We start from the raw sequence: 22527 nt of genomic DNA, 5'->3' as shown, positions 1-22527 counted from the left end.
GGCCCTTTTTTGCTGCTGACGAAACGCCTTGCGCGTTAGCGATTACTGGTCGCCAAAGTGGATCACGGTGCGAATCGATTTGCCTTCATGCATCAGGTCAAAGGCCTCGTTAATTTGCGCCAGCGGCAGACGATGAGTAATAAACGGGTCGAGGCGAATTTTACCCGCCATCGCGTCTTCCACCATTCCCGGCAGCTGGCTACGGCCTTTCACGCCGCCAAAGGCGGAGCCGCGCCACACCCGGCCAGTCACCAGCTGGAACGGACGGGTCTTGATCTCCTGCCCGGCGCCGGCCACGCCGATAATGACGCTCTCGCCCCAGCCTTTATGGCAGCATTCCAGCGCCGCGCGCATCACATTGACATTACCGATGCACTCGAAGCTGAAATCCACCCCGCCGTCGGTCAGCTCAACGATCACATCCTGAATGGGCTTATCGTAGTCGTTGGGGTTGATAAAGTCGGTAGCCCCCATCTCTTTCGCGAGAGTGAACTTATCCGGGTTAGTATCGACCGCCAAAATGCGCCCGGCTTGCGCCTGCACGGCGCCCTGGATCACCGCCAGGCCGATGCCGCCCAGACCAAAGACCGCGACGGTATCCCCGGGCTTAACCTTCGCCGTGTTATGCACCGCGCCGATGCCGGTGGTCACGCCGCAGCCCAGCAGACACACTTTATCCAGCGGCGCCTGCGGATTGACTTTCGCCAGCGAGATCTCAGCGCAGACCGTGTATTCGCTGAAGGTGCTGGTGCCCATGTAGTGATAAATCGGTTCGCCGTTATACGAGAAACGGGTGGTGCCGTCCGGCATCAGCCCTTTGCCCTGGGTGGCGCGCACCGCCTGACAGAGATTGGTTTTACCCGACTTACAGAACTTGCACTCGCCGCATTCGGCGGTATACAGCGGGATGACATGATCGCCCGGCTTAAGACTGGTGACGCCCTCGCCCACTTCCACGACCACGCCGCCGCCTTCATGGCCCAGCACCGCCGGGAAGACGCCTTCCGGATCGTCGCCGGAAAGGGTGAAGGCATCGGTATGGCACACGCCGGTATGGGTGATTTTCACCAGAACTTCGCCTTTTTTCGGCGGCGCGACGTCAATCTCTACGATTTTTAACGGCTGACCGGGGCCAAAGGCCACTGCTGCGCGTGATTTCATAACTGTCTCTTCCTCGTCGTGATGTTATTTTAAATAAGATCGTAGCAGATGACCGACCTCTGCCATTCTCGCGGCCCGCTGGTCCGGTGTGGTGTCGCCGCTAACCAGCTCGTCCTGCAGGTGGATCTCCACCATTTCGCCCATCAGACCGTTTGCCGCCCCGCGAATCGAGGCGATCTGCTGCAGGATAGTCATACAGGGTTCGCCTGACTCCAGCGCGCGTTCAAGGGCTTCAACCTGGCCACGGATGCGGCGTACGCGGCTGAGGGCCCGTTTTTTATCTTCAGGTGAATGTGGCACGATAACGCCTCCGTATCATATAGGGGGGTATACTATATTTTATTAGCCGCAAAGGCAAAAAAAACCCCGTCGCGGGACGGGGTCTGAATGTTGAAGCGAGTGATTCAGCGCTTACGGGGCATCATTCGCAGCAGGGTATTATCTTTCCACCAGTAATGATGAAGCAGCGCGGCAAAGGCATGCAGGCCAATCACGAAGTAACCGGCATTCGCTAACCATTCATGGATCGCTTTCAGGGTGTCCACCCGCTCAAAATCGCTCTGCGGGGCATACGGCATCGTCAGGCCAAAGGCGTACCAGGGATTCCCGCGCCAGTACATCATCACCATGCCGATCAGCGGCAGGGCAATAAACAGCAGATAAATAACCAGATGGCCGAGATGGGCGAAACCGGTCATCATTGGCGACGGCTTCGGCACGATCGGCGGCGTCGGCGTTTTCAGCCGCACCAGCAGACGCGCCGCCATCAGCACGCAAATGGCGATCCCGCAGGAAACATGAATCATATTAATCAGCGGCCGATCGCTGCGGGGGAAAAATCCGCGCAGCTCCATCGCCGCATAGGCCACCACCACCAGCAAGAAGACCAGCCAGTGGATGCCAATCTGCAGGCCGGAATATTTATCGCGCATGGAATATCCTTAATGGAAAGTGTGATGCTGCCAACATAGCGGCCTTCCCTTAAATTTTCATTAACCTTTACGTTGAATTAACAAATGATTACCGCATTGTGCCGAGCCGCTGCGCCCGGGCCACGCGAACGGGCGCCGGATACCATGAGCTATTACAAAATTAAACAGTTTTGTTACCTGCCGCCGCGCTCTCCCCTCTATAGTTGAGAACATCTGTCGGCCACGCTGCGTATGGAGATAAAAAATGAAGAAAATTAGCTTACCGCTATTGCTGCTGACCGCGTTGGCCAGCCCGACTTTCGCCGCGGACTGTCAGCCTAACGGCATCGGCGGCTCATTTTGCATTAACGATGACGGGACCACCACCGACACGGTGCCGAATGAAGTCAACGGTATGGATACGTATTCGAACAATGGCGGGTATAGCAGTTCTCTGCCCGACCAGTCGGGGGCAGAGGAAGCGCTTGAAGGGTCAACGCTGTCGACGCAGCAGGACAGCGTCGCCAGCAGCGGTCAGGGAGACAGCGCCCTGGCGGGCCGCGACTGGCATTCGCCGTCCAATCTGAATGATGGCGCCGCCACCTCCAGTATGAGCCTGCTGGATAAACCCTGAGGCCTGGCGTCAGGCAAAGCTCCAGCCTGCGGCGCCGATGGCGACGGCGAACAGCAGGCAGGCCAGCGCCGTTTTGCGTAACAGCATGGTATAGAAGGAGATGGCGACACCAACGAATACCACCAACAGAATGGGCCACATGCTTAATAATAACAGCAGAAAACCCTCAATATTATTATGGATTACGCTTTCCACATCCGCATCCCTGCCTCATCGTCGATAAAGTAAGCAGAATTTAATATGTAACATGAATACATTCAAATAAAATATAAATGTAAATGATTATGCGCCGCATTCTGCTGCGCCGGCCGGGCCTGGCGCAGGCGTTTGTTTCTTTTGTCTTTTTTCAATCGTTTTAAAGCGTTAGGTATCTGTTGTATAATGACGTGCACTTTAACTAAAAAAAGAGTGCGACCATGATTGATTCCTCATTGCCATTAACCGACATTCACCGCCACCTTGACGGTAACATCCGGGCCCAAACCATCCTCGATCTTGGCCGCGAGTTTAACATCACCCTTCCCGCTACCACCCTTGACACGCTGCGTCCCCACGTCCAGGTCACCAGCCTGGAGCCCGATCTGGTCAGTTTTCTCGCCAAGCTCGACTGGGGGGTGAAAGTCCTGGCCTCGCTGGAAGCCTGCCGTCGCGTGGCGTATGAGAACGTCGAAGACGCGGCGCGCAATGGCCTGCACTACGTGGAGCTGCGCTTCTCCCCCCGCTATATGGCGATGACCCACCAGCTGCCGGTCGACGGCGTGGTAGAGGCAGTGATCGCCGGGGTACGTGAGGGGTGCCGCGATTTCCAGGTCGATGCCCGCCTGATCGGCATTTTGAGCCGCACCTTTGGCGAAGCGGCCTGTCAGGAAGAGCTGGCGGCCCTGCTCGCCCACCGCGATGGCATCACCGCCCTCGACCTCGCTGGCGATGAGCTGGGATTCCCGGGGGCGCTGTTCCTCAGTCATTTTAACCAGGCCCGCGATGCCGGGTGGCATATCACCGTCCACGCTGGCGAAGCGGCCGGCCCGGAAAGTATCTGGCAGGCCATCCGTGAACTGGGCGCCGAGCGCATCGGCCATGGGGTAAAAGCGGTACAGGATCCCGCCCTGATGGACTATCTGGCCGAGCACCGCATCGGGATTGAATCCTGCCTCACCTCGAACGTGCAAACCAGCACCGTGCCCTCTCTGGCCCAGCATCCGCTGAAGCAGTTCCTTGAGCACGGCGTGCTGGCGAGCCTCAACACTGACGATCCGGCGGTCCAGGGGGTCGACATTATCCACGAATATACCGTGGCGGCACCGGCGGCGGGCCTGAGCCGGGAGCAGATCCGCCAGGCACAGATCAACGGTTTGACTCAGGCGTTTCTCAGCGAACAGGAAAAAGCCGCGCTCATTCAGCGGGTGGCCAAAGGCTGATTACCGGCCCGGCAGCCGCGCTGCCGGGCTTTTTTCACACCAGGCTGAGCGTGGCGCGGTGCCGGGCCGACTCGATACCGAGCTCAATCAGGGTCATGATCTGAATCGCCTCGCTGGCCGGGACCGGGTTTTCTCCCACCCCGTTGAGCGCATCGCGGATAGCGGCATAGTAAGCGGGATAATTGCCCGGCAGCGTCAGCCACGTCTCCTCGCTGCGTTCGTCGCCTTCGGCGCGAGTGAGGGTACCGTCACGCATATCATACCCCCAGTCCTCCTGCGGCAAACGTTCGCCATTTTTCAACCGCTCCTCCTGCGGGTCGAGACCGTACTTGATATAGCTGGCCCGCGAGCCGTGGACGATAAAGCGCGCGCTCTCCGCGGCGGCGAGCAATGTGCCGTGCAGCACCACCCGCCGCTGGGGATAGGCCAGCACCGCGTGAAAATAGTCAGTGGATTGCGCGCCGGGCCGAAGCTGAGCGAGATCGACCGTGATGCTCACCGGCAGACCAAACAGCGCCACCGCCTGGTCGAGCAGATGCGGTCCAAGATCATACCAAATTCCGCTCCCGGGGCCCGCCTGCTCCCGCCAGCGCTGGCGCACCTGCGGCCGGAAACGGTCGAAATGTGATTCGAAGTAACCCACCTCTCCCAGCTGGCCTTCGTTGATCAACGTTCTGACCGTTAAAAAATCACTGTCCCAACGCCGGTTGTGAAATACCGACAGCACCCGACCACAGTGCTTCGCCAGGCTCTCCAGCTCGCGAGCCTGTGACAGTGTCACGGTAAAGGGTTTATCCACCACCACGTGCTTCCCGGCCTCCAGCGCCGCTTTCGCCAGTGGGAAGTGCGTGTCGTTCGGCGTGGCGATGACCACCAGATCGATCTCCGGGTCGTTCAGCAATTCACTCGCCGCACTGACCACCTTCACGCCAGGCCAGTCGGCATGAACTTTGGCCGCGTCGCTGCTGGAGACCATCGTCAGCGCCAGGCCCGACGTGCCGCTGATTAACGGCGCATGAAACGTTTTGCTGGCGTAGCCATAGCCCACCAGCCCCACCCGGATCGCATCACTCATGTTACCGCCTCGCTTATTCAGCTGATGTTAATATCTGGTTAATGAGAATATTCTTACAAAACGCGACTCAAACTTATCATTTTTCCACTTACGGTTTTACCGCATGCGTGCAAAATCAGACAGATACCCCTTGTGATCTGCTGACCATGGAGTAACATTTCCCACTGTGTTCAAAGGATATTGAAGTGTTATGACGACTGTTTTTACCCGTATTGTAGAACTTATTGGCTGGATTGTTTTTGGGATTTCCGCACTGCTTTTGGTTATCGCGCACCATATTGATAATTACCAGTCGCCACCGCCAGCGGATGTGGTGCAGACAAAGTAGCGCCGCCGTAAAACAGTGACCTGCTTCGCAACTGTGCAACCGGTTTCAGAAACCGGTTGCACAGCTCTCCTTGCTTTGATTACACTCCCTCTATCATCAGACTGGGAGCTTTTTCATGGCCGCTTTTCCGCAACATTTTTTATGGGGTGCCGCTACCGCAGCGTATCAGGTCGAAGGTGGGCACGACGCTGACGGTAAAGGACCGTCAATCTGGGATATTTACTCTCACCTGCCGGGAACCACCTTTGAAGGGACCACCGGCGATATCGCCGTCGATCACTATCACCGTTTTCGCGAAGACGTGGCGTTGATGGCCGAGATGGGTCTGCAGAGCTATCGCTTTTCCATCTCCTGGCCCCGCCTGCTGCCCTCCGGGCGCGGCGAGGTTAATGAAGCAGGCGTGCAGTTTTATAGCGATCTGATCGATGAACTGCTGGCGCATAATATTGAGCCGATGATCACCCTCTATCACTGGGACCTGCCGCAGGCCCTGCAGGATGAGGGCGGCTGGGAAGCACGCAGCACCGCCGAGGCCTTCGCCGAGTACGCCCGCCTGTGCTACGCGCGCTTTGGTTCGCGGGTGAAGCTGTGGGCAACCTTTAACGAGACCATTGTCTTCATCGGCCACGGCTACATTAACGGCCTGCATCCCCCGGCCGTTCGCGATCCGGCGCGCGCCATCCAGGCCTGTCATCACGTATTTATCGCCCATGCGCTGGCGGTGAAGGCTTTTCGCGAGATGGCCGTGGCGGGCGAGATTGGTTTCGTCAATGTGCTGCAGCCGCATACCCCACTCACCGACAGCGAGGCAGACCGGCAGGCTACCGACCTGGCTGACGCCATCCATACCCACTGGCTGTACGATCCGGTGCTAAAAGGCGCCTATCCTGCTGCCCTGCTGGCGCAGACTCAAGCGCTGTGGGGCGTACCGCGCTTTGCTCCAGAGGACGACGCGCTGCTGCGAGACAACCGCTGCGACTTTATCGGTCTGAATTACTATCGTAGGGAAACGGTATCCGCCCAGCCGCCCGAAATCCCCACCGGCGGCGAGCCTGGCGTGGAGGGGTTATTCTATTTCGTGCGTAATCCGCAAAGCACCTATACCGAATGGGGCTGGGAGATCTGGCCGCAGGGGCTGACCGACGGCATTATGATGATCAAGGCGCGCTATGGCGATATCCCGATCTATATCACCGAGAATGGCCTTGGGGCGAAAGACCCGATTATTGCCGGTGAGGTGGTCGACGATCCGCGAATCGACTATCTGAGCAGCCATATTGGCGCCCTGGAAAAGGCGCTGGCGCAGGGAGCGGACGTCCGCGGCTATTATCCCTGGTCGTTTATCGATTTGCTGAGCTGGCTCAACGGTTATCAAAAGCAATATGGCTTTGTCTATGTGGACCACCAGCAAAATCTGGCACGCAAACGAAAGAAGAGTTTTTATTGGTACAAATCTGTTATTGCCAGCCGCGGCGAACAGCGTTAATCTTCTCCTGCGGGCGCCATTCGGCGCCCGGTCTGATTTAGAATATTCTTAAACATCTCCCTGCTCTTCAAGGTTGGCTTTGCTCCTTGTCATGGGTTTTTATAACCTGAATTATTCCACGCGGCCCCGGCAGAAGGCGCCGTTGGTTGAGAGTAGGTTTAGTGAATGCTGATAATATTCAACGTAATTATTCCGATTATAAAATGGATACGAAAATGACCGTTCTGGACTATTTATTAAAATTCCGCAAAATCAGTTCGCTGGAAAGTCTTGAAAAACTATTTGATCACCTTAACTACTCCCTGACTGACACCGAAGAGATCGTTAATATGTATCGCGCCGCCGACCATCGCCGGGCAGAGCTGGTTTCCGGTGGTAAATTGTTCGATGTGGGCCAGGTGCCTAAATCCGTTTGGCGATTCGTGCAGTAAGGCTGTCATCCTTCACGCCAGTTGCTTATACTTCCCGGCCTGCTTTTATATACTGGCGTTGAATAGGGGAGAAACATGACGTCTCAATCTGCGGAGCGCATCGGCGGCTGGCTGTTGGCACCGCTGGCCTGGTTGCTGTTGGCGCTGTTGAGCGCCTCGTTATCGCTGCTATTTTTTGCCAATGCCCTCATGTCGCCGCAGACCTGGGCCCTGCTGCGCGCCATGAGCACCGGACACATGGCGCTGTGGGTCGCCTCGCTGCTGTTTGCCATCGCCATGTGGTTTTATACGCTCTGGCTGACCATCGCCTTTTTCAAGCGGCGCTCGCTGGTGCCGAAACACTATATTATCTGGCTGCTCATTACGCTGCTGCTGGCGATAAAGGCGTTTGCCTTCTCCCCCGTTTCGGATGCCCTTGCTCTGCGTCAGCTACTGTTTCCGCTGCTGGCCGCCGCGCTGCTGGCGCCCTATTTTCGCCGTTCACAGCGGGTCAAACGGACCTTTGTTAATCCGTAAAAACCCCACACTTAACCTGTTGTCGCCGGTATCGTTTTATTCGATAATAAGCGGCTTTTTTTCGTTTCAGGTCGCATGATGGCTGATTATTTACTGCTCTTTATCGGTACTGTCCTTGTCAATAACTTCGTTTTAGTGAAGTTCCTTGGCCTGTGCCCGTTTATGGGTGTTTCCAAAAAGCTGGAAACCGCAATGGGAATGGGGCTCGCGACCACCTTCGTGATGACCCTGGCCTCTATTTGCGCCTGGCTGATTGATACCTGGATCCTTATCCCGCTAAATCTGGTTTATTTACGTACCCTGGCCTTTATTCTGGTTATCGCCGTGGTGGTTCAGTTCACTGAGATGGTGGTGCGTAAAACCAGCCCGGCGCTTTATCGCCTGCTGGGGATCTTTTTACCACTGATCACCACCAACTGCGCGGTGCTTGGGGTGGCGCTGCTGAACATCAATCTGGGCCACAATTTCCTGCAGTCGGCGCTGTACGGTTTTGCCGCCGCCGTCGGCTTCTCGCTGGTGATGGTGCTGTTCGCGGCGATCCGCGAGCGTCTGGTGGTGGCCGATGTCCCCGCGCCGTTCCGCGGTAATGCCATCGCGCTGATTACCGCCGGTTTAATGTCTCTGGCCTTTATGGGCTTTAGTGGTTTGGTGAAGTTGTAATGAGCGCAGTCTGGATAGCCGTGATCGCCATCAGCCTGTTAGGGCTGATTTTCGGCTTAATACTGGGGTACGCGTCGCGCCGTTTCGCGGTGCAGGACGACCCGGTGGTGGAAAAAATTGATGAACTGTTGCCGCAGAGCCAGTGTGGGCAGTGCGGCTACCCTGGCTGCCGCCCCTATGCGGAAGCGGTGGGCGTGCAGGGTGAGAAAATTAACCGCTGCGCGCCGGGTGGCGAAGCGGTGATGTTAAAAATCGCCGCCCTGCTCAACGTCGACCCGCAGCCCGTCGACGGCGACGAGCAGGCAGCCGAGCCGGCCCGCATGCTCGCCGTGATTGACGAGCCGAACTGCATCGGCTGCACCAAATGTATTCAGGCGTGTCCGGTGGATGCCATTGTCGGGGCGACCCGCGCCATGCATACCGTGATGAGCGACCTGTGCACCGGCTGCAACCTGTGTGTTGCCCCCTGCCCGACCCAGTGCATTTCACTCGTTCCGGTGGCGACGACCCCGGAAACCTGGAAATGGGATCTGAATACGATCCCGGTGCGAAATATTCCTGTGGAACAACATGTTTAAGCTATTTTCCGCTTTCCGAAAAGATAAAGTCTGGGATTTTAACGGCGGTATTCACCCGCCGGAGATGAAAACCCAGTCTAACGGCACCCCGCTGCGCCAGGTTTCCCTGCCGCAGCGCTTTGTGCTCCCGCTAAAGCAGCACATCGGCGCCGAAGGCGAACTGTGCGTCAAGGTCGGCGACCGGGTGCTGCGCGGCCAGCCGCTGACCCGCGGTTGGGGAAGAATGCTGCCGGTTCACGCTCCCACCTCCGGCACCGTTGCCGCTATCGCCCCGCACACCACTGCCCATCCGTCCGCGCTGGCGGAGATGAGCGTGATCATTGACGCCGACGGCGAAGACCGCTGGATCGAACGCGACGGCTGGAGCGACTATCAGACCCGCACCCGTGAAGCGCTGATTGAGCGCATCCACCAGTTTGGCGTTGCCGGCCTCGGCGGCGCGGGCTTCCCCACCGGCAGTAAACTGCGCGGCGGCGGCGATAAAATTAAAACGCTGATCATTAACGCCGCCGAGTGCGAGCCCTATATCACGGCGGACGACCGTCTGATGCAGGACTGCGCGGCGCAGATTGTCGAAGGGATCCGCATCCTTGCCCATATTCTGCAGCCTGACGAGGTGCTGATCGGCATTGAAGACAATAAGCCGCAGGCCATCTCGATGCTGCGGGCGGTGCTTTGCGACGCCCATGGCATTTCGCTGCGCGTGATCCCCACCAAATACCCCTCCGGCGGCGCCAAGCAGCTCACCCAAATTCTCACCGGCAAACAGGTACCCCACGGTGGTCGCTCTTCGGACATTGGCGTGCTGATGCAGAACGTCGGTACAGCCTATGCGGTGAAACGCGCAGTGATTGACGGCGAGCCGTTAACCGAGCGCGTAGTCACCCTCACCGGCGAGGCGGTAACCCGGCCGGGCAACGTCTGGGCGCGCCTTGGCACGCCGGTGCGCCATCTGCTGAACGACGCCGGCTTCTGCGCCAGCGCCGAGCCGATGGTGATCATGGGCGGGCCGCTGATGGGCTTTACCCTGCCGGGGCTCGACGTCCCGGTGGTGAAGATCACCAACTGTCTGTTAGCCCCCTCCGCCAGCGAGATGGGCGAGCCGCAGGAAGAGAAAGGCTGCATTCGCTGCAGCGCCTGCGCCGACGCCTGCCCGGCCGATCTGCTGCCGCAGCAGCTTTACTGGTTCAGCAAAGGCCAGCAGCACGATAAAGCCACCGCCCACAATCTGGCGGACTGCATCGAATGCGGCGCGTGCGCGTGGGTATGCCCAAGCAATATTCCGCTGGTGCAGTACTTCCGTCAGGAGAAAGCCGAGATCGCGGCGATTCGTCAGGAAGAGCAGCGCGCTGCGGAAGCCAAAGCGCGATTCGAGGCCCGACAGGCGCGCCTGGAGCGTGAGAAAGCGGCCCGCGCCGAGCGGCATAAAAAAGCCGCCGTCCAGCCTGCCGCCAAAGATCAGGATGCGATTAACGCCGCCCTGGCCCGGGTACGTGATAAACAGCGCGACGCCGCGCAGCCTATCGTGATTCAGGCCGGCGCCAGACCGGACAACAGCGAGGCGATCGCCGCCCGCGAAGCGCGGAAGGCCGAAGCCCGGGCGCGTAAAGCGCAGCAGCAGGCCGCGCCGGCGGAAACTCCGTCGACCGACGCTGCCGATCCACGCAAAGCGGCCGTGGAAGCCGCTATCGCCCGCGCCAAAGCGCGCAAAGCCGAACAACAGGCCGTGCCGGCGGAAGCCCCGGCGGCCGAGCCGGCCGACCCGCGTAAAGCCGCGGTGGAAGCCGCTATCGCCCGCGCCAAAGCGCGCAAAGCCGAACAGCAGGCCGCGCCGGCGGAAGCCCCGTCGGCCGAGCCGGCCGACCCGCGTAAAGCCGCGGTGGAAGCCGCTATCGCCCGCGCCAAAGCGCGCAAAGCCGAACAGCAGGCCGCCCAGGCGGAAATCGCGTCAACCGCAGCCAATGACGACCCACGCAAAGCGGCCGTCGCCGCGGCGATCGCCCGCGTTCAGGCGCGCAAAGCAACACAGCAGGCAGTTAACGAGGAATAAATGGTTTTCAGAATCGCAAGCTCCCCCTATACCCATAACCAGCGGCAGACTTCGCGCATTATGCTGCTGGTGCTGCTCGCCGCCGTACCTGGCATTGTGGTCCAGACATGGTTTTTCGGCTGGGGCACCGTCCTGCAGATTGTCCTCGCCGCTCTGACGGCCTGGGCAATGGAAGCCGCTATTCTCAAACTGCGCAAACAGCCTGTTGCGTCCACCCTGAGGGATAACTCCGCCCTGCTCACTGGCCTGCTGCTGGCGGTGAGTATTCCGCCGCTGGCCCCCTGGTGGATGGTGGTGCTCGGCACCGCCTTTGCCATAGTGATCGCCAAGCAGTTGTACGGTGGACTCGGCCATAACCCCTTCAACCCGGCGATGATCGGCTACGTCGTGCTGCTAATTTCCTTCCCGGTGCAGATGACCTCCTGGCTGCCTTCATACGAGATTGCCGCCCATATCCCGGCGTTCAGCGATACGCTGCAGATGATCTTTACCGGTCATACCGCCGCCGGAGGCGACATGGCCAGCCTGCGGCTGGGTATCGACGGCATCAGCCAGGCAACCCCGCTGGATACCTTCAAAACCTCCCTGCATGCCGGACATAGCGTCCAGCAGGTACTGCAGTTGCCGGTTTACGGCGGCGTTCTGGCGGGCCTGGGCTGGCAGTGGGTGAATATCGCCTGGCTGGCGGGCGGACTATTTCTGCTGTGGCAGAAAGCGATCCGCTGGCATATCCCGGTCAGCTTCCTCGTCAGCCTTGGCCTGTGCGCGACCCTCGGCTGGATCTTCTCGCCGCAGAGTCTGGCCTCACCGCAGATGCATTTGCTCTCCGGAGCCACCATGCTTGGCGCCTTCTTTATTCTGACCGACCCGGTGACGGCTTCGACAACCAACCGCGGCCGTCTGATCTTTGGCGCCCTCGCCGGCCTGTTGGTGTGGCTTATTCGTAGCTTCGGCGGTTACCCGGACGGCGTAGCGTTTGCCGTTCTGCTGGCGAATATTACCGTGCCGCTGATCGATTACTACACCCGTCCGCGCGCGTATGGCCACCGTTGAGAGAGCGAAGATGTTAAAAACCATGCGAAAACACGGCGTCACGCTGGCGCTGTTTGCCGCCGGCTCCACCGGGCTAACGGCGGCGATCAATGAGTTGACCAAAAGCACCATCGACCAGCAGGCGGCACAGCAGCAGAAAGCGTTATTCGACCAGGTTTTACCTGCCGACCGCTATAATAACGATCTGCTCAAGAGCTGCTATCTGGTCAGCGCCCCGGCGCTGGGCAAAGGCCAGCATAAAGTGTGGATAGCCAAAAATAACGACCAGCCGATCGGCGCGGTCATGGAAGCCACCGCGCCGGATGGCTATTCCGGAGCGATCCAGCTGCTGGTGGCCGCCGATTTTAGCGGCACGGTCCTCGGCACCCGCGTGACCGAGCATCATGAAACCCCGGGTCTGGGGGATAAAATCGAGCTGCGCCTGTCGGACTGGATCACCCATTTTACCGGGAAAGTCATCCACGGCCAGGGCGACAGCCACTGGGCGGTCAAAAAAGACGGCGGCGATTTTGACCAGTTCACCGGCGCCACCATCACCCCCCGGGCGGTGGTCAATGCCGTTAAGCGCGCAGGCCTGTATGCACAAACGCTGCCTGCGCAACTTCCTGAATTCAGCGCCTGTGGAGAGTAACCATGAGCGAAGTTAAAGACGTCATCGTCCAGGGTCTGTGGAAAAACAACTCCGCTCTGGTTCAGCTGTTAGGGATGTGTCCCCTGCTGGCGGTCACCTCAACCGCCACCAACGCCCTTGGGCTGGGTCTGGCGACGACCCTGGTGTTGACCCTGACCAACCTGACCATCTCCAGCCTGCGCCGCTGGACCCCGGCGGAGATCCGGATCCCGATCTACGTGATGATTATCGCCTCGGTGGTGAGCGTGGTGCAGATGCTGATCAACGCCTATGCGTTCGGTCTGTATCAGTCGCTGGGGATTTTCATCCCGCTTATCGTCACCAACTGCATCGTGGTGGGCCGCGCCGAAGCCTTTGCCGCCAAAAAAGGACCGGCGCTGTCGGCGCTGGACGGCTTCTCTATCGGTATGGGGGCCACCTGCGCGATGTTCGTGCTGGGCTCCCTGCGCGAAATCCTAGGCAATGGCACGCTGTTTGACGGTGCCGACAGCCTGCTTGGCAGTTGGGCAAAGGTCCTGCGCATCGAGGTTTTCCATACAGACACTCCTTTCCTGCTGGCTATGCTGCCGCCAGGCGCCTTTATTGGCCTCGGCATGATGCTGGCGGTAAAATACCTTATCGATGAACGTAGCAAGCAGCGGAAGGCGCAGGCGGCCCGGGCCGACTCTGTCGCACCGTCTGACGCGACAGGGAAAGCGTAATATGAACAAAGCCAAACGCCTGGCGATCCTTACCAGGCTGCGGGACAACGATCCCCACCCCACCACCGAGCTGCACTTCAGCTCGCCGTTTGAGCTGCTGATTGCCGTCCTGCTCTCGGCGCAGGCGACCGACGTGAGCGTCAATAAAGCGACAGCCAAACTCTACCCGGTGGCCAATACGCCTGCGGCGATGCTGGCGCTGGGGGTGGAGGGCGTGAAATCCTATATCAAAACCATCGGCCTGTTTAACAGCAAAGCGGAAAACGTCATCAAAACCTGCCGGATCCTGCTGGAGCAGCACAACGGCGAGGTACCGGAGGACAGAGCGGCCCTGGAGGCGTTGCCCGGCGTGGGCCGCAAAACCGCCAACGTGGTGCTAAATACCGCCTTTGGCTGGCCGACGATCGCCGTAGACACCCATATCTTCCGCGTTTGCAACCGGACGCAATTCGCCCCAGGGAAAAACGTCGAACAGGTGGAAGAGAAGCTGCTGAAGGTGGTTCCCGCCGAGTTTAAGGTCGACTGCCATCACTGGCTTATTCTGCACGGCCGTTACACCTGTATCGCTCGCAAGCCGCGCTGTGGCTCCTGCCTGATTGAAGACCTTTGCGAATTCAAAGACAAAGTTTACGCCTGATCGTCTTACTCACGACCATAGCCTAACTTTAGGTTATGGTCCGCATTTAGCTATTTAACCCGCCGTTAACACCACATAAACCGCATTTTCATGGGCTATTATCCGGTTATATAACAAACAACCAGCTCATTCATTTTTTAGCGTCGCAAAATTTCTATGCATTTGTGATCCAGATCATGCTCGCAACTCGATGTTGAAAGAATGTTATTAAAATGGAAATAAAAGTCAGGCAATACAACGGCTGATCAAAGATCACCAGGATAATAAGCCATGAATTTTTAGGATAATGGACCATATCACTGCTTTATTGCGCAATCAGTAGAATATATCGCCTTTACGGGAAAAATGGGCGAATCAAAAAGATAAAAATAGCAGCGATAACGTAACGGTGAAATTTAACTCTGGATAACATTCATATGACCGGAGCATTATACCGCCCTGATTATGTGTAACAGATTATTACAAAAGCCTTGCCTGATGCGCCAGGATAGTGAACATTACCTGCCGTTTTCCCTCCAAGAATAACTATAAAGGCGGCGGTCCAACGAGATTGCGCCCCGAACACCCCCCAGTAAATATGGGATGTAAAAAAAGAGGTATATGTGTCTACTGCAAACAATAAACCAGCAGAAAGCGTGAGTCTGAACGCTTTCAAACAACCACGCGCGTTCTATCTCATTTTCTCGATCGAGTTGTGGGAGCGTTTTGGTTACTACGGCCTGCAAGGGATCATGGCCGTTTACCTGGTAAAACAGCTGGGTATGTCGGAAGCGGATTCCATTACTCTGTTCTCCTCCTTTAGCGCGCTGGTTTATGGCCTGGTCGCCATTGGCGGCTGGCTGGGCGATAAAGTGCTGGGTACCAAACGCGTCATTATGCTGGGCGCTATCGTGCTGGCCATCGGCTATGCGCTGGTCGCCTGGTCCGGTCATGACGCCGCTATCGTCTATATGGGTATGGCGACTATCGCCGTCGGTAACGGCCTGTTTAAAGCCAACCCGTCTTCCCTGCTTTCTACCTGCTATGACAAAAACGATCCGCGTTTGGACGGTGCATTTACCATGTACTACATGTCCATCAACATCGGTTCGTTCTTCTCGATGCTGGCAACTCCGTGGCTGGCCGCGCGTTTCGGCTGGAGCGTCGCCTTCGCCCTGAGCGTGGTGGGGATGGTGATCACCATCATTAACTTCGCCTTCTGCCAGAAATGGGTGAAACAGTACGGTTCGAAACCGGACTTTGCCCCGGTGCATATGGGTAAACTGCTGGCGACCATCGCTGGCGTGGTGGTGCTGGTCGCTATCGCTACCTGGCTGCTGCACAACCAGGGTATCGCACGCATGGCGCTGGGCGTCATCGCGCTGGGTATCGTGGTGATTTTCGCCAAAGAGGCGATGGGCCTGAAAGGCGCCGCGCGTCGCAAAATGATCGTCGCCTTCCTGCTGATGGTAGAAGCGATCGTCTTCTTCGTACTGTACAGCCAGATGCCGACCTCTCTGAACTTCTTTGCTATCCGCAACGTGGAGCACTCGATCCTCGGCCTCGCCTTCGAGCCGGAACAGTATCAGGCGCTGAACCCGTTCTGGATCATGATTGGTAGCCCTATTCTGGCCGCCATCTATAACAAGATGGGCGACCGCCTGCCGATGCCGCACAAGTTCGCTATCGGTATGGTGCTGTGCTCCGGCGCGTTCCTCGTCCTGCCTTTAGGGGCGAAGTTCGCCAGCGACGCCGGTATCGTCTCGGTTAACTGGCTGATTCTGAGCTACGCGCTGCAGTCTATCGGTGAGCTGATGATTTCCGGCCTCGGCCTGGCGATGGTCGCTCAGCTGGTTCCCCAGCGTCTGATGGGCTTCATTATGGGCAGCTGGTTCCTCACCACCGCCGGTGCGGCAATCATCGCCGGGAAAATCGCCAACCTGATGGCGGTACCGGAAAACGTCACCGATCCGCTGGTGTCGCTGGAAGTGTATGGCCACGTGTTCCTGCAGATCGGTATCGTCACCGCGGTCATCGCCGCCCTGATGCTGCTGACCGCGCCGAAGCTGAACCGAATGACTCAGGACGACAGCGCGGACGTAAAAGCACGCGAAACCGCGGCAGCCTGACGCCGCAGGGAAAACCAATTATTTTTAAGCCGCTAACGTTAGGTTAGCGGCTTTTTTTTTACCCCTGGCGGGACTAACATACAGAAAACTGCAGCCACGAGGAGTATCGCATGAAACTGTTCTACAAACCCGGCGCCTGTTCCCTCGCCTCACACATCGCCCTGCGCGAAAGCGGCCTGGATTTCACTTTGCAGAGCGTGGATCTGGCAAGGAAACAGCTGGAAAACGGGGAAGATTATCTGCTGATCAACCCGAAAGGTCAGGTGCCGGCGCTGCTGCTGGATGATGACATCCTGCTTACTGAGGGCGTGGCTATTATGCAGTACATCGCCGATCAGGTGCCGGACCGCCATCTTCTGGCGCCCGTGGGCTCCGTTGCCCGTTACCAGACCCTGGAATGGCTGAACTACGTCGCTACCGAACTGCATAAAGGCTTTACGCCACTGTTCCGCCCGGACACCCCGGAGGACTATAAGCCCGTTGCGCGCGCGTTGCTCGAGAAGAAACTGCAGTACGTGGATGCCTCGCTGGCGGATAAACAGTGGCTCACCGGCCATCGCTTCACTATCGCCGATGGTTATCTGTTCACGGTGCTGCGCTGGGGCTATGCGATTAAACTGGATATGGCCGCCTGTAGTCATATCGGCAGCTGGATGGCGCAGGTGGCGGCGCGTCCGGCAGTGGCTGACGCACTGGCAGCGGAAGGCTTAAAGTAAGACCAGAGACTGCCCGGCGCTCTGCCGGGCAGAGTCGGAAAGTTACAGTCGGGTGGCGCTGAAGCAGTGCTCCGGCACAGCAATACGATCCTGCGCCGCCACCACCTGCAGTTCATACTCCTGCATGTTTTTGGTGGTCAACATGATCTCGTACACTGCGGCGGTGACGTGCTCAAGCGCGTCGCGCAGGCTGGCGCCCTGCAGCAGTTTCACCAGCAGCAGACCGCTGGTCACATCGCCAACGCCCACCGGCTGACGCAGGCCAAAATCCACCAGCGGCCGGCTGATATGCCAGGCTTCATCTGCGGTCACCAGCAGCTTCTCAAAACGGTCCATGCTCATGCCGGCGCGGGAAAGATGCTTAATCAGCACCACCTCCGGCCCCTGGGCAATCAGCTCCCGCGCGGCGGCCACCGCCTCGCTCACGCTGGCGACCGGATGACCGCAGAGGATCTCCAGCTCCACCAGATTAGGCGCAATGATATCGCTGGCCGGCAGCGCATAGCGCACGTGGAACTCCGCCACGCCCGGGGCGACGATGCAGCCCTTCTCCGGATGGCCCATCACCGGGTCACAAAAATACTTCGCCGCCGGATTGGCCGCTTTTACCTGACGCACGATGCCCAGGATATGCTCGCCCTGTTCAGCAGAGCCGAGATAGCCGCTCAGTACCGCATCACAGGTCTGCAGCTTATCGATAGCGGCGATGCCCTGGACGATCTCCGTCAGGTGCGAAGGCGGCATCACACAGCCGGTCCATTTGCCGTACTGCGTGTGGTTAGAGAACTGTACGGTATTGAGGGGCCAGACATTGGCGCCCAGGCGGCGCATCGGGAACTCGGCGGCACTGTTGCCGGCGTGGCCAAACACAACGTGAGACTGAATGGCGAGGATGTTCTTCATTTTCTTACCACAACCCTAAAAAGAAAAAGGGCGTGGTTTCCCACGCCCTGGTAGTATTTTTTTATTTCCAGCAGACCAGGCAGTAATTCTTCTTACCGCGGCGCAGCAAGGTGTAGCGGCCGAACAGGCGATCGCTGTCGGCAAAAACATATTCCGGATCGGCCTGTTTTTCACCGTTGATGGTCACTGCGTTAGAGGCGACGGTTTTACGCGCCTGACCGCGGGACGGCTGCAGCTCGGAATCCACCAGCGCCTGCAGCAGATCGGCGCCCTTTTCCATCTCAATCATCGGCACGCCGTCCTGAGCAAGCTGTTCGAAGTCAGCTTCGCTCAGGTCGCTCAGGTTGCCGTTGAACAGGCTCTCGGTAATGCGTTTCGCCGCTTCCAGGCCCTCTTCGCCGTGCACCAGACGCGTCACCTGCTCTGCCAGCACGTACTGGGCGCGCGGCGCTTTACCGCTGTTTTTATCTTCTTCTTCCAGGGCATTGATCTCTGCGATGTCCATAAAGGTGAAGAACTTGAGGAAGCGATAGACGTCAGCATCCGCGGTGTTGATCCAGAACTGGTAGAATTTATACGGACTGGTCTTTTTCGGATCCAGCCACACGGCGCCGCCCTCGGTTTTGCCGAACTTGGTGCCGTCCGCTTTGGTAATCAGCGGCACGGTGAGGCCAAACACCTGGTTCTGGTGCAGACGACGCGTCAGATCGATACCGGAGGTAATGTTGCCCCACTGGTCGGAGCCGCCAATCTGCAGCGCCACGCCGTGCAGCTTGTTCAGGCAGGCGAAGTCGTAACCCTGCAGCAGATTGTAAGAAAACTCAGTAAAGGAGATGCCCTGATCGTCACGATTCAGGCGCTGCTTCACCGCTTCTTTGTTGATCATCTGGTTAACAGAGAAGTGTTTACCAATATCGCGCAGGAAGGTCAGCACGTTCATGCTGCCAAACCAGTCATAGTTGTTCGCCGCGATCGCCGAGTTGTCGCCGCAGTCAAAATCAAGGAACGGGGCTACCTGTTTGCGGATTTTATCCACCCACTCCTGCACGGTATCCTCGGTATTAAGCTTACGCTCAGCGGCTTTAAAGCTTGGGTCGCCAATCAGACCGGTAGCGCCGCCCACCAGCGCCACAGGCTTATGACCTGCCTGCTGGAAGCGTTTCAGGCATAACAATGGAACAAGATGCCCCAAATGCAAGCTGTCAGCGGTAGGATCGAAGCCGCAATAGAGCGCGATCGGGCCTTGCGCCAGTCGCTCTGCTAACGCTTCCTCGTCCGTCACCTGGGCTACCAGCCCCCGCTCTTGCAATTGTTTAATCAAGTTACTGCTTGCCATCAAATTCTCCATGTATAAACGACTGCACCTCTGCCGGTACACGACTTTTCGCCAGATGCGAAAAGTACATAGAATAAAGCGCCGGCCCTTTCAGCGCCAGCGCTTCGATAACTAATTTCGGCAATTACGGTGCCAGGCGGTCGATTTTCCAGGCGCCGTTATCGCGCTGGTATAAAAAGCGATCGTGCAGGCGATGTTCGCCCCCCTGCCAGAACTCCATCTGCTCGATGCTGACGCGGAATCCGCCCCAGAAACTCGGCAGCGGCACTTCACCCTGCTGGAATTTCTGCTTCAGCTCGAGAAATTTGCTCTCCAGGATACCGCGGGCAGAGATCCGGCTCGACTGTTGCGAGACCCAGGCGCCGATCTGGCTGTCACGCGGGCGGCTGTGGAAATATTTGACCACCTCCAGCGTCGACAGGCGTTCCGCTTTGCCGATCACCATCACCTGGCGCTCCAGCATATGCCACGGAAACAGCAGGCTGACCTGCGGGTTATTTTCAATCTGATGGGCTTTGCGGCTGCCGAGGTTGGTATAAAACACCAGCCCTTTTTCGTCGTAATGCTTAAGCAGCACAATGCGCTGATAGGGTTGGCCGCGCTCATCGACGGTGGCAACCACCATGGCCGTTGGGTCGGCGAGTTTCGCGTCGCAAGCCTGACGCAGCCAGCGCTCAAACAGCGGCAGAGGTTCAGCAGGAAGATCGTGGCGACGCAAACCGCCACGGGTGTATTCACGGCGCAAGTGCGCGATTTGCTGGAGTTCGTCGTTATCAGACATGGCCATTGAGGATATAGTCAAAAGGTGGCGTTATTGTGCGCCCCCCGGACAGAAATCTCAACGTTTGGCGGTCTGCAGCTGGCAGTTATCGAGGACGATGCGGTCGCGCTTATAGACGGTGGCGGTATCGCCTTTCGACCAGAAGACATAGACGCCGTCGGTGTAGCGCGCGCCGGAAGCCGACAGCCCCTCTGACAGATTCAGCTGCTGATTGTCATAGATAAAACTAACCTGCTGGCGTTGGTTATTGCGATGGACCGTCAACGGTTTCTGGTCGCATTGATACTCCAGCGTGTCTGTCTGCATCCGCTCGACAAACTGGTTGTAGTAGCTACAGCCCGCCAACATAAAAGGTACAACTGCGATAAGAATTTTTTTCATTCGTTTGCCTTCGACTTTCCCGGTCACGGAGGGCACTCCGCCCTCCGCTTAACTTGTCCAGTTTACCGGTCGCGTCGTCTTTAAGATTTCAGTTAACTCCGATTCTTCGGCGGGTTAGCAGGGAAAATGGCGCCCAGCACCGTGGCTTCGTTGGCGCCGGTCACGGAGGGCAGATTACCCGGCAGGCCGGCGATCGTGCGCCAGGCCAGCCAGGCAAAGGCCAGCGCTTCCATATCATCGCCGCTGATCCCCGCCTCATCGGTGGTGGAGACTTCGGTTCCTGGCAGCAGGGCCGCCATGCGCGCCATCAACAATGGGTTACGCGCGCCGCCGCCGCACACTAACAAACGCTCGCAGCCGCCGCTTAACAATACCTGCTCACTGATGGTCACGGCGGTTAATTCTGCGAGCGTTGCCTGCACATCCTGCCCGCGCAGCCCCGGATAACGAGCCAGATGCTGCTCCAGCCAGCCGTAATTGAAATATTCCCGACCGGTGCTTTTCGGCGCCGGCAGGGCAAACCATGGATCGCTCAGCATATCCTGCAGCAGCGGCAGGAGCACTTTGCCTTCGCTGGCCCATTGGGCGTCCTTATCGTACGGTTTGCCCTGCTGGCGCCAGATCCAGGCGTCCAGCAACATATTTCCCGGTCCGGTATCATAGCCCCGCACCGGCTGGCCCGGCACCAGCAGCGATACATTAGCGATCCCGCCGATATTGAGCACCATCCGCCGCTCAACGGGGTGCGCCAGCAGCGCATGATGGAATGCCGGCACCAGCGGCGCCCCTTGCCCGCCAAGCGCCATATCCCGGCGACGAAAATCCCCCACCACGGTGACGCCGGTGTGGGCGGCGATCTGGTTGTTATCGCCAATTTGCATCGTATGCGGCGCGTCGCCCTGCGGTTCATGCCATACGGTCTGTCCATGGCAGCCGATGGCAATAACGTCGGTGGGTTTGAGCTTTTCCTGACGCATCAGCGCCAGCACGGCATCGGCAAACAGCCGCCCCAGTCGGGTGTCCAGACGACCTAGCTGTGAAAGGGTCAATGACTGGCCCTGGCAAATCGCCAGAATCTCTTCTTTTATGGCGTGTGGGATGGGCCAGGTGAGACTGGCCTGCTGCGCCACCATGTTTTCATTGATGGCAGCCAAAACGACATCGATACCATCAAGGCTGGTACCAGACATAACGCCAATAAAGCGACCCGATCTCATACGTTGTTCCTTCATTCCATGACCCTTGTATATCCTTCACTCCACCATAAAGTGTCCGCTAATGCTATGTTGTAATAATACTTTTTAACAATAGAGCGACAATTCAGAGAACATCGTAAAGAACCGGCGTTTAGTTAAGGTTGAAGCACCATTAATTATTATTTTTTGTATAGTCCGGAGAGAAGCTATGCCCGCCGACGACTAAATGCCATATAATTAACCGCATGGACGTTCAATTGAACACCTTCGGTGAACAGGAGATTCATAAATGATTTTACGTGTTTTGGCTGTATCGATGATTGGTTTCACGCTCGCAGGCTGCGTGAGCAGCAGCGGCCTGTCCGGCGATGTGTATTCCGCATCTGAAGCCAAACAGGTGCAGAGCGTGACATACGGTACCATCGTGCATACCCGCGCCGTACAGATCCAGAGCGGCGACGACAGCAATGCCATCGGGGCGATTGGCGGTGCGGTGCTGGGTGGGTTCCTCGGGAACACCATCGGCGGCGGTACCGGACGCTCTCTGGCCACAGCGGCAGGTGCGGTCGCGGGCGGCGTAGCCGGTCAGGGCGTGCAGGGTGCGATGAATAAAACCCAGGGCGTGGAACTGGAAATCCGTAAGGATGACGGCAATACCATTATGGTGGTGCAGAAACAGGGCAGCACCCCGTTCTCCGTGGGTCAGCGCGTGGCGATTGCCGGCAGCGGCAGCCAGGTCACCGTCTCTCCTCGATAATCCCTCTGACGATGCGGCCAGTTATGCCGCATCGTATTTTTCCTCTGCATTTATTACACCCTAATAGCTGCGCATTAGC

Annotated in this window: 26 protein-coding genes; 16 read left to right on the top strand and 10 right to left on the bottom strand. The window is 58.0% G+C overall.

The window, feature by feature from the left end:
* Positions 1–42 precede the first annotated feature (42 nt).
* The 3 genes from ACLH1U_RS03005 to cybB form a co-directional block, all read right to left on the bottom strand.
* On the bottom strand, positions 43–1161 hold the full coding sequence (locus ACLH1U_RS03005; protein WP_023289916.1) for an S-(hydroxymethyl)glutathione dehydrogenase/class III alcohol dehydrogenase: 1119 nt from the start codon (positions 1159–1161) through the stop codon (positions 43–45).
* A 24-nt stretch (positions 1162–1185) separates the two neighbouring features.
* The gene (locus ACLH1U_RS03000; RefSeq protein ID WP_004202822.1) at positions 1186–1461 is read right to left on the bottom strand and encodes a metal/formaldehyde-sensitive transcriptional repressor; all 276 of its coding nucleotides are present in this window, start codon (positions 1459–1461) and stop codon (positions 1186–1188) included.
* Positions 1462–1565: 104 nt separating this feature from the next.
* Positions 1566–2093: a cytochrome b561 gene (gene cybB, locus ACLH1U_RS02995; protein ID WP_023289917.1), complete on the bottom strand. Its 528-nt coding sequence runs from the start codon at positions 2091–2093 to the stop codon at positions 1566–1568.
* Positions 2094–2337: 244 nt separating this feature from the next.
* Here cybB and ACLH1U_RS02990 point away from each other — a divergent pair, with 244 nt between their 5' ends.
* Positions 2338–2706 (top strand): hypothetical protein, encoded by a 369-nt coding sequence (locus tag ACLH1U_RS02990; RefSeq protein WP_004202826.1) that lies wholly within the window; start codon positions 2338–2340, stop codon positions 2704–2706.
* 9 nt (positions 2707–2715) lie between these two features.
* Here ACLH1U_RS02990 and ACLH1U_RS02985 read toward each other — a convergent pair whose 3' ends face one another.
* Positions 2716–2901, bottom strand: a complete 186-nt coding sequence (locus ACLH1U_RS02985; protein WP_004202827.1) for a hypothetical protein — start codon at positions 2899–2901, stop codon at positions 2716–2718.
* Between the two features lie 221 nt (positions 2902–3122).
* Between ACLH1U_RS02985 and add the strand changes: the two genes are divergently transcribed.
* The gene (gene add / locus ACLH1U_RS02980) at positions 3123–4124 is read left to right on the top strand and encodes an adenosine deaminase (RefSeq protein WP_004202835.1); all 1002 of its coding nucleotides are present in this window, start codon (positions 3123–3125) and stop codon (positions 4122–4124) included.
* Between the two features lie 34 nt (positions 4125–4158).
* Here add and ACLH1U_RS02975 read toward each other — a convergent pair whose 3' ends face one another.
* The gene (locus ACLH1U_RS02975) at positions 4159–5199 is read right to left on the bottom strand and encodes an oxidoreductase (RefSeq protein ID WP_085551048.1); all 1041 of its coding nucleotides are present in this window, start codon (positions 5197–5199) and stop codon (positions 4159–4161) included.
* A gap of 190 nt (positions 5200–5389) precedes the next feature.
* On the opposite strand from ACLH1U_RS02975, the gene blr reads away from it, so the two are divergent.
* The 13 genes from blr (at position 5390) to gstA (ending at position 17094) form a co-directional block, all read left to right on the top strand.
* The gene (blr, locus tag ACLH1U_RS02970) at positions 5390–5527 is read left to right on the top strand and encodes a division septum protein Blr (protein ID WP_012541534.1); all 138 of its coding nucleotides are present in this window, start codon (positions 5390–5392) and stop codon (positions 5525–5527) included.
* 115 nt (positions 5528–5642) lie between these two features.
* Positions 5643–7013, top strand: a complete 1371-nt coding sequence (locus ACLH1U_RS02965) for a GH1 family beta-glucosidase (RefSeq protein ID WP_085551047.1) — start codon at positions 5643–5645, stop codon at positions 7011–7013.
* A 215-nt stretch (positions 7014–7228) separates the two neighbouring features.
* Positions 7229–7444: a transcription modulator YdgT gene (gene ydgT, locus ACLH1U_RS02960; protein ID WP_004202843.1), complete on the top strand. Its 216-nt coding sequence runs from the start codon at positions 7229–7231 to the stop codon at positions 7442–7444.
* 75 nt (positions 7445–7519) lie between these two features.
* A complete protein-coding gene (locus ACLH1U_RS02955) occupies positions 7520–7960 on the top strand; it encodes a DUF2569 domain-containing protein (protein ID WP_023289920.1) in 441 nt (146 codons plus the stop codon).
* Positions 7961–8038: 78 nt separating this feature from the next.
* Complete coding sequence (rsxA, locus tag ACLH1U_RS02950; RefSeq protein ID WP_002907658.1) at positions 8039–8620, top strand: electron transport complex subunit RsxA; 582 nt, start codon at positions 8039–8041, stop codon at positions 8618–8620.
* Entirely contained in the window at positions 8620–9198 is a 579-nt protein-coding gene (gene rsxB, locus ACLH1U_RS02945) for an electron transport complex subunit RsxB (protein WP_023289921.1), read from the top strand. Before rsxA ends, rsxB begins: the two co-directional genes overlap by 1 nt.
* Positions 9191–11248 carry an electron transport complex subunit RsxC gene (rsxC, locus tag ACLH1U_RS02940; protein WP_411299033.1) on the top strand — a complete coding sequence of 686 codons (2058 nt, stop codon included), beginning with the start codon at positions 9191–9193 and terminating at the stop codon, positions 11246–11248. Before rsxB ends, rsxC begins: the two co-directional genes overlap by 8 nt.
* Positions 11249–12301 (top strand): electron transport complex subunit RsxD, encoded by a 1053-nt coding sequence (gene rsxD, locus ACLH1U_RS02935; protein WP_032453109.1) that lies wholly within the window; start codon positions 11249–11251, stop codon positions 12299–12301. It begins immediately after the preceding gene.
* Between the two features lie 10 nt (positions 12302–12311).
* On the top strand, positions 12312–12932 hold the full coding sequence (gene rsxG, locus ACLH1U_RS02930) for an electron transport complex subunit RsxG (RefSeq protein WP_032453110.1): 621 nt from the start codon (positions 12312–12314) through the stop codon (positions 12930–12932).
* Between the two features lie 2 nt (positions 12933–12934).
* A complete protein-coding gene (locus ACLH1U_RS02925) occupies positions 12935–13633 on the top strand; it encodes an electron transport complex subunit E (RefSeq protein ID WP_023289925.1) in 699 nt (232 codons plus the stop codon).
* Between the two features lies 1 nt (position 13634).
* Positions 13635–14270 (top strand): endonuclease III, encoded by a 636-nt coding sequence (gene nth, locus ACLH1U_RS02920; RefSeq protein ID WP_023289926.1) that lies wholly within the window; start codon positions 13635–13637, stop codon positions 14268–14270.
* 602 nt (positions 14271–14872) lie between these two features.
* Complete coding sequence (dtpA, locus tag ACLH1U_RS02915) at positions 14873–16378, top strand: dipeptide/tripeptide permease DtpA (protein ID WP_023289927.1); 1506 nt, start codon at positions 14873–14875, stop codon at positions 16376–16378.
* Between the two features lie 110 nt (positions 16379–16488).
* Complete coding sequence (gene gstA, locus ACLH1U_RS02910) at positions 16489–17094, top strand: glutathione transferase GstA (RefSeq protein WP_032453112.1); 606 nt, start codon at positions 16489–16491, stop codon at positions 17092–17094.
* A gap of 42 nt (positions 17095–17136) precedes the next feature.
* On the opposite strand, the gene pdxY is transcribed toward gstA, so the two are convergent.
* The 5 genes from pdxY to anmK all read right to left on the bottom strand — a co-directional run bounded on the left by pdxY (position 17137) and on the right by anmK (position 21712).
* Positions 17137–17997, bottom strand: coding sequence for a pyridoxal kinase PdxY (gene pdxY, locus ACLH1U_RS02905; protein ID WP_411299032.1), 861 nt, complete (start codon positions 17995–17997; stop codon positions 17137–17139).
* A gap of 61 nt (positions 17998–18058) precedes the next feature.
* Positions 18059–19333: a tyrosine--tRNA ligase gene (gene tyrS, locus ACLH1U_RS02900; protein ID WP_004175868.1), complete on the bottom strand. Its 1275-nt coding sequence runs from the start codon at positions 19331–19333 to the stop codon at positions 18059–18061.
* A 124-nt stretch (positions 19334–19457) separates the two neighbouring features.
* Complete coding sequence (pdxH, locus tag ACLH1U_RS02895; protein ID WP_032428866.1) at positions 19458–20114, bottom strand: pyridoxamine 5'-phosphate oxidase; 657 nt, start codon at positions 20112–20114, stop codon at positions 19458–19460.
* A gap of 57 nt (positions 20115–20171) precedes the next feature.
* Positions 20172–20495 (bottom strand): C-type lysozyme inhibitor, encoded by a 324-nt coding sequence (gene mliC / locus ACLH1U_RS02890; protein ID WP_032428867.1) that lies wholly within the window; start codon positions 20493–20495, stop codon positions 20172–20174.
* Between the two features lie 92 nt (positions 20496–20587).
* Entirely contained in the window at positions 20588–21712 is a 1125-nt protein-coding gene (gene anmK, locus ACLH1U_RS02885) for an anhydro-N-acetylmuramic acid kinase (RefSeq protein WP_085551045.1), read from the bottom strand.
* 268 nt (positions 21713–21980) lie between these two features.
* On the opposite strand from anmK, the gene slyB reads away from it, so the two are divergent.
* Positions 21981–22448: an outer membrane lipoprotein SlyB gene (gene slyB, locus ACLH1U_RS02880; RefSeq protein WP_002907749.1), complete on the top strand. Its 468-nt coding sequence runs from the start codon at positions 21981–21983 to the stop codon at positions 22446–22448.
* Positions 22449–22527: the final 79 nt, after the last annotated feature.

The organism is Klebsiella sp. 1SOBk5mer (genome assembly GCF_046603115.1).
Lineage (GTDB): Bacteria > Pseudomonadota > Gammaproteobacteria > Enterobacterales > Enterobacteriaceae > Klebsiella > Klebsiella quasipneumoniae.
The sequence above is the reverse complement of the archived record's forward strand: the minus strand, read 5'-3'. Positions and strand labels throughout refer to the sequence as shown.

Coding starts and splice junctions, on each gene's coding strand:
- ACLH1U_RS03005 (WP_023289916.1), bottom strand. CDS start 1,161: ATGAAATCACGCGCAGCAGTGGCCTTTGGCCCCGGTCAGCCGTTAAAA.
- cybB (WP_023289917.1), bottom strand. CDS start 2,093: ATGCGCGATAAATATTCCGGCCTGCAGATTGGCATCCACTGGCTGGTC.
- ACLH1U_RS02990 (WP_004202826.1), top strand. CDS start 2,338: ATGAAGAAAATTAGCTTACCGCTATTGCTGCTGACCGCGTTGGCCAGC.
- add (WP_004202835.1), top strand. CDS start 3,123: ATGATTGATTCCTCATTGCCATTAACCGACATTCACCGCCACCTTGAC.
- ACLH1U_RS02975 (WP_085551048.1), bottom strand. CDS start 5,199: ATGAGTGATGCGATCCGGGTGGGGCTGGTGGGCTATGGCTACGCCAGC.
- blr (WP_012541534.1), top strand. CDS start 5,390: ATGACGACTGTTTTTACCCGTATTGTAGAACTTATTGGCTGGATTGTT.
- ACLH1U_RS02965 (WP_085551047.1), top strand. CDS start 5,643: ATGGCCGCTTTTCCGCAACATTTTTTATGGGGTGCCGCTACCGCAGCG.
- ydgT (WP_004202843.1), top strand. CDS start 7,229: ATGACCGTTCTGGACTATTTATTAAAATTCCGCAAAATCAGTTCGCTG.
- ACLH1U_RS02955 (WP_023289920.1), top strand. CDS start 7,520: ATGACGTCTCAATCTGCGGAGCGCATCGGCGGCTGGCTGTTGGCACCG.
- rsxA (WP_002907658.1), top strand. CDS start 8,039: ATGGCTGATTATTTACTGCTCTTTATCGGTACTGTCCTTGTCAATAAC.
- rsxB (WP_023289921.1), top strand. CDS start 8,620: ATGAGCGCAGTCTGGATAGCCGTGATCGCCATCAGCCTGTTAGGGCTG.
- rsxC (WP_411299033.1), top strand. CDS start 9,191: ATGTTTAAGCTATTTTCCGCTTTCCGAAAAGATAAAGTCTGGGATTTT.
- rsxD (WP_032453109.1), top strand. CDS start 11,249: ATGGTTTTCAGAATCGCAAGCTCCCCCTATACCCATAACCAGCGGCAG.
- rsxG (WP_032453110.1), top strand. CDS start 12,312: ATGTTAAAAACCATGCGAAAACACGGCGTCACGCTGGCGCTGTTTGCC.
- ACLH1U_RS02925 (WP_023289925.1), top strand. CDS start 12,935: ATGAGCGAAGTTAAAGACGTCATCGTCCAGGGTCTGTGGAAAAACAAC.
- nth (WP_023289926.1), top strand. CDS start 13,635: ATGAACAAAGCCAAACGCCTGGCGATCCTTACCAGGCTGCGGGACAAC.
- gstA (WP_032453112.1), top strand. CDS start 16,489: ATGAAACTGTTCTACAAACCCGGCGCCTGTTCCCTCGCCTCACACATC.
- pdxY (WP_411299032.1), bottom strand. CDS start 17,997: ATGAAGAACATCCTCGCCATTCAGTCTCACGTTGTGTTTGGCCACGCC.
- tyrS (WP_004175868.1), bottom strand. CDS start 19,333: ATGGCAAGCAGTAACTTGATTAAACAATTGCAAGAGCGGGGGCTGGTA.
- pdxH (WP_032428866.1), bottom strand. CDS start 20,114: ATGTCTGATAACGACGAACTCCAGCAAATCGCGCACTTGCGCCGTGAA.
- mliC (WP_032428867.1), bottom strand. CDS start 20,495: ATGAAAAAAATTCTTATCGCAGTTGTACCTTTTATGTTGGCGGGCTGT.
- anmK (WP_085551045.1), bottom strand. CDS start 21,712: ATGAGATCGGGTCGCTTTATTGGCGTTATGTCTGGTACCAGCCTTGAT.
- slyB (WP_002907749.1), top strand. CDS start 21,981: ATGATTTTACGTGTTTTGGCTGTATCGATGATTGGTTTCACGCTCGCA.